At 65.2% G+C, this 6081-nt stretch carries 2 protein-coding genes; both read left to right on the plus strand.

Features of this window, described 5'->3' with window-relative positions; all coding sequences use genetic code 11:
* Nucleotides 1–3529 (plus strand): non-ribosomal peptide synthetase (locus CAG00_RS27285; RefSeq protein ID WP_139832853.1); only part of this gene is annotated, 3529 nt, incomplete at its 5' end.
* Between the two features lie 31 nt (nt 3530–3560).
* A partial coding sequence (locus tag CAG00_RS27290) for a condensation domain-containing protein (RefSeq protein WP_371915775.1) occupies nt 3561–6081 on the plus strand: 2521 nt, incomplete at its 3' end.

Consider the following 6081-nt stretch of genomic DNA (forward strand, 5'->3'; position numbering starts at 1 on the left):
ACCGGACGCCAGCCTGCTGCAAGCGGCATACGTGGCCCCGCAGAGTGAACTGGAACAACAGATCGCGGCGATCTGGGCCGATGTGCTGAAGCTGGAGCGGGTAGGCCTGGACGACAACTTCTTCGAACTGGGTGGGCATTCCTTGCTCGCCGTGCAGGTGATCTCCCGGGTACGTCAGAGCCTGGGCGTGGAGCTGCAGTTGCGCGCGCTGTTCGAAACGTCGAGCCTGGCCGACTTCGCCAGGCTTGCAGCGCAAGGTGAGCAGGCTTGCTCCAGCGTCATTGGGCGGGTTTCCCGGGAGCAGCCGCTAGCGCTTTCCTACGCCCAGCAACGGCAATGGTTCTTGTGGCAATGGGCACCGCACAGTGCCACCTACAACATTCCGGCCGCACTGAAGCTGGCCGGGGCGCTGGATGTCGCCGCCCTGCAACAGGCCTTCGGCGCCTTGATCGAGCGTCACGAAACCCTGCGCACCACTTTCCGCCTGGACGGCGAACAGGCGGTGCAGGTCATTCATGGCCAGATGCCGTTCGAGCTGGTCGTCGAGGAGCAGGCGTACGCCGACGAGGCCGCTGTGCGGGCCTGGGTCGAGACCGAAGCGGGGAAACCGTTCGACCTGGAGCAAGGGCCGCTGCTGCGGGCCAGGCTGCTGCGCCTGGCGGCGGACCAGCACGTGCTGGTGCTGACCCTGCACCATATCGTCGCCGACGGCTGGTCGATGCCGTTGCTGGTCGACGAACTGGTGCAACTGTATGCCGGCTACAGCCAGGGCCAGGTGCCGCAGTTGCCGCCCTTGCCGATCCAGTACGCGGACTTTGCCGTGTGGCAGCGCAACTGGATGGAGGCCGGCGAACAGGCGCGGCAGCTGGCCTACTGGGCCGAACAATTGGGTGATGAGCAACCGGTGCTGGAGCTGCCGTTGGACCATCCGCGCCCGGCTGTACCGAGCCACCAAGGCGCGCGGTGGCCGATTGAGTTGGGCAATGAGCTGGCCGCCAACCTCAAGCGCGTTGCCCAGCAGCAGGGTGTGACGCCGTTCATGCTGTTGCTGGCGAGCTTCCAGACCTTGCTGCATCGTTATTCGGGCCAGGCCGACATCCGCGTCGGCGTGCCCACGGCCAACCGCAACCGGGTCGAGACCGAGCGCCTGATCGGCTTCTTCGTCAACACCCAGGTGCTGCGGGCCGAGTTCGATGTGCAACTGACGTTCAGCGAGCTGCTGCAACAGGTGCGCCAGCGCACGTTGGGCGCGCAGGCCCACCAGGACCTGCCGTTCGAGCAATTGGTCGAAGCCTTGCAGCCTGAGCGCAACCTTGGGCACAACCCGTTGTTCCAGGTGCTGTACAACCACCAGACCGAGCTCAAGGGCAGCCAGCACCGCTTGCCGGGCCTGGAAATGTCCGGCCTGGACTGGAGCACTCACACCGCCAAGTTCGACCTGAGCCTGGATACCTACGAAGACGGGCAGGGGATCGGTGCGGCACTGATCTACGCCACCGACCTGTTCGACGCCAGCACCATCAAGCGCATGGCGCGGCATTGGCTCAACCTGCTCGAAGCCATCGTGCGCCAGCCCGAGCAACGCATCAGTGAGCTGCCGTTGCTGGGCGAGGACGAGCAGCAGGCGGTGCTGCGTGACTGGAACCGCAACACCGTCGCCTTCCCGGATGAGCGAACCATTCATGAGCTGATCGAGGCCCAGGTGGCCAGCGCTCCCGAGGCTCCGGCAGTTACCTTCGGCGAGCAGACCCTGAGCTACGGCGAACTGAACCGCCGGGCCAACCAGTTGGCGCACAAGCTCATCGAGCGCGGTGTCGGCCCTGATGTGCTGGTAGGCATCGCCATGGAGCGCAGCCTGGACATGGTGGTCGGCCTGCTGGGCATTCTCAAGGCCGGTGGTGCCTATGTGCCGCTGGACCCGGAGTACCCGGAAGACCGTCTGGCCTACATGTTTGCTGATAGCGGCATCACTTTATTGCTGACCCAGGCACATCTGCGTGAGGCACTGCCAATTCCGGCCGCTATCGAGTGCCTGGAGCTGGATGAACAAACTCTGGTCGGCTACAGCGACGCTAATCCGAATATCGAAGTAGCCCCGCAGAACCTGGCCTACGTGATCTACACCTCCGGCTCCACCGGCAAGCCCAAGGGCACGCTGCTGCCGCACCAGAACGTGGTCCGGTTGTTCGCGGCGACCCAGGACTGGTTCCGTTTCGATGCCAGTGACGTGTGGACGGTGTTCCACTCCTACGCCTTCGACTTCTCGGTATGGGAGCTGTTCGGCGCGCTGTTGTATGGCGGCCGGGCAGTGATGGTGGCCAAGGACGTGGCGCGTTCCACCGAGGACTTCCATGCGCTGCTGCAGCGCGAGCAGGTGACGGTGCTGAACCAGACGCCGTCGGCGTTCCGTCAGTTGATCCCGGTGGCCTGCGCGGCAGCGCGGCAGGGGCAGGGCCTGGCCTTGCGGCATGTGGTGTTCGGCGGCGAAGCGCTGGACGTGAGCAGCCTCGAGCCCTGGTTCGAGGTGTTCGGTGACCGGCAGCCACGGCTGATCAACATGTACGGCATCACCGAAACCACGGTGCACGTGACCTACCGGCCGATCACTAAGGCCGACCTGGCCAAGGGCGCGAGCAGCCCGATCGGCGAGGTGATCCCGGACCTGTCGTGGTACCTGCTGGATGCCGCGCTGAACCCGGTGGCCCCGGGCAGCCACGGCGAACTGGTGATTGGCCAGGCCGGCCTGGCGCGGGGATATCACGGGCGCCCGGGGCTGACCGCCGAGCGCTTCGTGCCGAACCCGTTCGACAGCCAGGGTGGCCGCCTGTACCGCTCGGGCGACCTGGCCCGCTACGGCGGCGCGGGGGTGGTGGAGTACCTGGGGCGGATCGACCATCAAGTGAAGATTCGAGGTTTTCGCATCGAACTGGGCGAAATCGAGGCGCGGCTGCAGGCGCAAGCCAGCGTGGCCCAGGGCGTGGTGCTGGCCCAGGACGGCCCGGGCGGCAAGCAGCTGGTGGGTTATGTGGTGCCTGCCGATGCGGCCGTGATGGCCAGCACCGAGGCCCAGGCTGTCGAGCGCGATGTGCTGCGCACTGCGTTGAAGGCGAACCTGCCGGACTACATGGTGCCGGCCCACCTGCTGTTCCTGGCCAAACTGCCGTTGACCGCCAACGGCAAGCTGGACCGTCGTGCATTGCCGCAACCGGATGCCAGCCAGTTGCAGCGCGAGTACCTCGCGCCGCAAAGCGAACTGGAGCAACAGATCGCGGCGATCTGGGCCGATGTGCTGAAGCTGGAGCGGGTAGGCCTGGGCGACAACTTCTTCGAACTGGGTGGGCACTCCTTGCTGGCTACCCAGGTCATGGCGCGGCTACAGGTCGAGCTTGGCACGAGCCTGCCCCTGGCGTTGTTGTTCCAGGCGCAAACGCTGCAGGACTACGCAGCAATGATCAATGGCTTGAATACCCATAGCGATGCAGACCTGGATGAACTCCAGGACTTCATGAGCGAGCTTGAGGCAGTCTGAAATGCAAACGGATAACAGAAACATGGCCCTGGTGCAGCGCTTCATCGGCCTGCCGCTGCCACAGCGCAAACTCTTCCTCGAGAAACTGGCGGCGAAGGGCATGAGCCTGGCCCAGTTGCCGATCCCCGAGGTGCGCGGCGAGCATCCGTTGCCGGCGCTTTCATACGCCCAGCAACGGCAGTGGTTCCTGTGGCAATGGGAGCCTGCCAGTGCCACCTACAACATCCCGGCTGCCTTGAAATTCAAGGGGAATCTGGATACCACAGCTCTGCAACTGGCCTTTGCGGCCTTGATCGAGCGACATGAAACGCTGCGTACCACGTTCCGTCGCGACGGTGAGCAGGCGGTGCAGGTCATTCATGCTCAAGTGCCGTTCGAGCTGGTCATCGAAGAGCAGGCAAACGCCGACGAGGCCGCTGTGCGGGCCTGGGTCGAGACCGAAGCAGGGCAACCGTTCGACCTGGAGCAGGGGCCGCTGTTGCGGGCCCGGCTGCTGCGCCTGGCGGCGGACCAGCACGTGCTGGTGCTGACCCTGCACCATATCGTCGCCGACGGCTGGTCGATGCCGGTGATGGTCAATGAGCTGGTGCAGTTCTATCAAGGTTTCAGCCAAGGCCAGGTAACGCAACTGCCGGCCCTGCCGATCCAGTATGCCGACTATGCCATTTGGCAGCGTAGCTGGATGGAAGCCGGCGAGCAGGCACGGCAACTGGCCTACTGGACCGAACAGTTGGGCGATGAGCAACCGGTGCTGGAGCTGCCGCTGGACCATCCGCGCCCGGCCATGCCGAGCCACAGAGGGGCACGGTTGCCGATCGTGCTGGGCGATGAGCTGGCCACCAACCTGAAACGGGTTGCCCAGCAGCAGGGCGTGACGCCGTTCATGCTGCTGCTGGCCAGCTTCCAGACCCTGCTGCATCGCTACTCGGGCCAGGCCGATATCCGCGTTGGGGTACCGATTGCCAACCGTAACCGGGTCGAGACCGAGCGCTTGATCGGCTTCTTCGTCAACACCCAGGTGCTGCGTGCCGAGTTCGATGTGCAACTGACGTTCAGCGAGCTGCTGCAACAGGTCAGGCAACGTGCCCTGGGTGCCCAGGCCCACCAGGACCTGCCGTTCGAGCAGCTGGTCGATGCGCTGCAGCCGGAGCGCAACCTGAGCCACAATCCGCTGTTCCAGGTGTTGTACAACCACCAGACCCAGGCCAAGGGCGAGCCCCGACGTATAGCGGGGCTGGAGATGGAGGAGTTGGCCTGGGACAACCACACCGCCAAGTTCGACCTGGCTTTGGACACCTCCGAGCATGAAAAGGGCATCGGTGCTTCGCTGACCTATGCCACCGACCTGTTCGACACCAGCACCATCGAGCGCATGGCGCGGCATTGGCTCAACCTGCTGGAAGCCATCGTGCGCCAACCGGGCCAGCGCATCAGCGAGCTGCCGTTGCTGGGCGAGGACGAGCAGCAGGCCGTGCTGCGTGACTGGAACCGCAACACCGTCGCCTTCCCGGATGAGCGAACCATTCATGAGCTGATCGAGGCCCAGGTGGCCACCGCCCCCGAAGCCCCGGCAGTCACCTTCGGCGAGCAGACCCTGAGCTACGGCGAGCTGAACCGCCGGGCCAACCAGCTGGCGCACAAGCTCATCGAGCGCGGCGTTGGCCCGGATGTGCTGGTGGGCATCGCCATGGAGCGCAGCCTGGACATGGTGGTTGGCCTTCTGGGCATTCTCAAGGCCGGTGGTGCCTATGTGCCGCTGGACCCGGAGTACCCGGAAGATCGCCTCAGCTACATGTTCGCCGACAGCAGCATCACTTTATTGCTGACCCAGGCACACCTGCGTGAGGTGCTGCCAATTCCCGCCGCCATCGAGTGCCTGGAGCTGGATGAGCTGGCTCTGGCCAGCTACAGCGGCGCCAATCCCGGGGTTACGGTAGCCCCGCAGAACCTGGCCTACGTGATCTACACCTCCGGCTCCACCGGCAAGCCCAAGGGCACGCTGCTGCCGCACCAGAACGTGGTCCGGCTGTTCGCAGCGACCCAGGACTGGTTCCGTTTCGATGCCAGTGACGTGTGGACGGTGTTCCACTCCTACGCCTTCGACTTCTCGGTATGGGAGCTGTTCGGCGCGTTGCTGTACGGCGGCCGGGCGGTGATGGTGGCCAAGGACGTGGCACGCTCCACCGAGGACTTCCATGCGCTGCTGCAGCGCGAGCAGGTGACGGTGCTGAACCAGACGCCGTCGGCGTTCCGCCAGTTGATCCCGGTAGCCTGCGCGGCAGCGCGCCAGGGGCAGGGCCTGGCCTTGCGGCATGTGGTGTTCGGCGGCGAAGCGCTGGACGTGAGCAGCCTCGAGCCCTGGTTCGAGGTGTTCGGCGACCGGCAGCCACGGCTGATCAACATGTACGGCATCACCGAAACCACGGTGCACGTGACCTACCGGCCGATCACCCAGGCCGACCTGGCCAAGGGCGCGAGCAGCCCGATCGGCGAGGTGATCCCGGACCTGTCGTGGTACCTGCTGGATGCCGCGCTGAACCCGGTGGCCCCGG

Source organism: Pseudomonas sp. B5(2017), from assembly GCF_002112825.1.
GTDB lineage: Bacteria > Pseudomonadota > Gammaproteobacteria > Pseudomonadales > Pseudomonadaceae > Aquipseudomonas > Aquipseudomonas putida_Z.